Genomic DNA, 2,803 nt, shown 5'->3' with positions numbered 1-2,803 from the left:
CACTCTCAATGAGGCAAAGCAGGCCGTGGCAACCATAGGTGCACAACCGCTGACCGCTCTGGGCAATGGCTATCATGGCCGTTGGCAACACGCGAATTATGCCGGGGTCGCGCAACGTTGGTTGCTGGTGCGCAGCGAACAAGCCAGCCACCGCGAGCAGCAGACATTGGCCAAAAACCTGCTCAAAGACAGTACCCGCGAGCTCAAAGCCTTCGCCAAATTGTGTGCCCGACGCTTTGCTTGTGAGGCGGATGCCCAAGCTGAGTTGAGCTGTTTTACCGCCAGCTTGATGCTGCTGCAACTGGATGCCGAAGTGGTAGGTGAACCCGTTTATACAGGACGTGGCAGACCCAAGCGTGGCGAAGAGCCAATTGGCCATCAGTTTCAAATCACTGGGTTGGCGGCAACTAGCCTGGCTTGCGTTGAAGAGGCCCGCAACCAGACCGGGGTGTTCATCCTGGCGACCAATGACCACAGCGATACGCTGACCATGGCCGAACTTTTGGCCACCTATAAAGCGCAGCAGAATGTCGAACGGGGCTTTCGTTTTCTCAAGAGCCCGGAGTTTTTAACCTCCTCACTGTACCTGAAAAAGCCGGAGCGGATTGAAGCGTTGCTCATGGTGATGACCTGTAGCCTGATGATTTACGCAGCGTTGGAGCACCGGATCCGGCAGGGATTAGTGGAGCAGAATCGCAGTGTGGCGGATATGAAAAAGAAACCGACCCAGCAGCCGACGGCCCGTTGGATCTTTTTGCGCTTTGGTGGCATCCATGAATATCGACTGGGAGAAGCTCCGCCACAAGTAACGGAGCTAACAGGAGACCAGCAGATCATTTTGGAGGTATTGGGTGAGCGCTATCGGCAAATTTATTCCTAAATCAGGTGCGGAATGTCGGATGTTAAGCGCATGGTAGAAACTAAGGTCGTTAGTGACTGGTTGAAGCTAGCAGCAGAATTAGAAGTTGTAAAAATAAATTCATGGAAGTTTGGCGATGATAACGCTGCTATGTATTGTCGCCCAATTGCAGATGAATATGACTCGAACTCAAAGCACTATACCGCATATTCTACAGCACTTACTCGCTTCATTTTTGTATCGAATGCGCTAGAAGAATTATATAGGTTTGTTGATGGTTATTATTTATTGATTCCATCTATAGCTAAGCTGGATGAACGCAAAAAGTTAAGAGATGCTAGTTTACGAGCTACGGTACTGGTTGATGAGCTTAAAAGCTCAGAATTGCCATTGAACTTCGAACACTCAATATCAAATCTAACGGTTGCATTTGATTACTATCAGTCCATATTTAAATCATCTTTATCGGGTATGAAAGGATCAAAGGTTACTGATTATAGTTATGGTTTACACCTGGTTAGGAATTTGCGAAATTATGTAGCACATGGCATTTTCCCAATTTTGGATAACCCTGAGTACTGGAGTGGAACTGAAATTAGTAGAAATAAGCTCATCTCCTTATTATTTCATGCTTGTAGGGCCTCATGTCTGTACATTCAAGCTTTGTTGTTTAAGTATAATGCTGGTTTCTTGCTAGACGATTATGCTCAAATATCATCAATGAGCTGGGAAGATGGTTATGAAGAATATTTCTTTAAAAATTGCACTGTTGATTTGGCTTTAAATCTTCATACAAAGGTTCAGTTTACCTTTGAAAACCCATTCGGCTACAAGTGCTAACAAACTCTTCATGAGGGACAGCCAGCGCGTGGCATTTTATCATGCGGTGGCTTGTGTGATTACATTGTTATGCGGTAATTACCGTAGGGTGCAATGAAATTGCACCTCTACTTTTGTTCCTTATAGCTTGCTCAATAGCCGCTCTGCAAATGGTGCAATGCTCTGCACTTATTGCACCCTACGTCTCTTCGTCAATTCGCTGGGGTGGTGTGGCTAAGCGCTATTCCTCGCCAAAGCAATAAAAGGGGCGATTTGCGCCCCGATTCTTCAGGTCTCCCCGTTTTATATCCGTCATTCCGCACCTGATTTTGCTATTTTCAGTGCTTGACGGCGATCGGCCGTTCTGATCTATTACTCTCTTTTGCAGGTAGATCATCATGGCCGCACCCGCTATCTCGATCCGTAACCTCGATCACCTTGGTTTGGTCGCCGCACTCTGCCAGGAACTGGGCATTGCCCGCATGATCGATGCCTTGCTCCCCAAAACCCCGCCTTTCAAGGTCTCACATGGTGAAGCCTTGGTCGCCATGATAGTGAACGGCCTCGGCTTTCACAGCAGCACCCTGCACATGTTCCCGCAATTCTTCGCTAACAAGCCGGTTGAGCGCCTGATTGGCCCCGGGATCTGTGCTGATGACCTCAATGATGATGTGCTCGGTCGCTGTCTCGATGCCCTCTTTGAGGCCGATGTCAGCGCCTTGTATCAGGTGATGGCGGCGCAAGTTGTCGAGCGGCTGGGGCTCAAAAGCACCGCAGTGCACCTCGATATTACCAGCTTCCACGTCGATGGCGCCTATGACTGTGCCGATGGGGATCTGGTCGGTAAGCTGCAACTGGTGCGTGGTTATAGTCGTGATCACCGGCCAGAGCTGAATCAAGTGATCCTTGAGCTCATCTGTGAAAATCAGGCCGGCCTACCTGTCTATATGCAGGCCCTGAGCGGCAATAGTAATGACACCAAAGCCTTTGCCCAGACCGTTCGTCGCCATTTGAGCAGTCTCAAGGCCGCGCAGGAGTGCCGTTATCTGGTCGGCGATGCCGCACTGTACTGCGCCGATACCTTGCAATTACTGGCGCAACAGCAGCAACTATTTGTGACCCGGG

General features: G+C 49.2%; 1 protein-coding gene and 2 pseudogenes. All 3 read left to right on the top strand.

The window, feature by feature from the left end; genetic code table 11:
* Window positions 1-880: pseudogene (locus AB5Y97_RS18360) on the top strand (IS1634-like element ISAs25 family transposase); the annotation flags it as partial.
* Between the two features lie 12 nt (window positions 881-892).
* Window positions 893-1,699, top strand: a complete 807-nt coding sequence (locus AB5Y97_RS18355) for a hypothetical protein (protein ID WP_368158665.1) — start codon at window positions 893-895, stop codon at window positions 1,697-1,699.
* A 377-nt stretch (window positions 1,700-2,076) separates the two neighbouring features.
* Window positions 2,077-2,803: pseudogene (locus AB5Y97_RS18350) on the top strand (IS1634-like element ISAs25 family transposase); the annotation flags it as partial.

This window comes from Aeromonas sp. R10-2 (genome assembly GCF_040908445.1).
GTDB lineage: Bacteria > Pseudomonadota > Gammaproteobacteria > Enterobacterales > Aeromonadaceae > Aeromonas > Aeromonas veronii.
This window is presented reverse-complemented; position numbering and strand designations above follow the sequence as displayed.

Excerpts from the sequence above, each read along its gene's own strand:
- AB5Y97_RS18355 (WP_368158665.1), top strand. The coding sequence starts at position 893 with ATGTCGGATGTTAAGCGCATGGTAGAAACTAAGGTCGTTAGTGACTGG.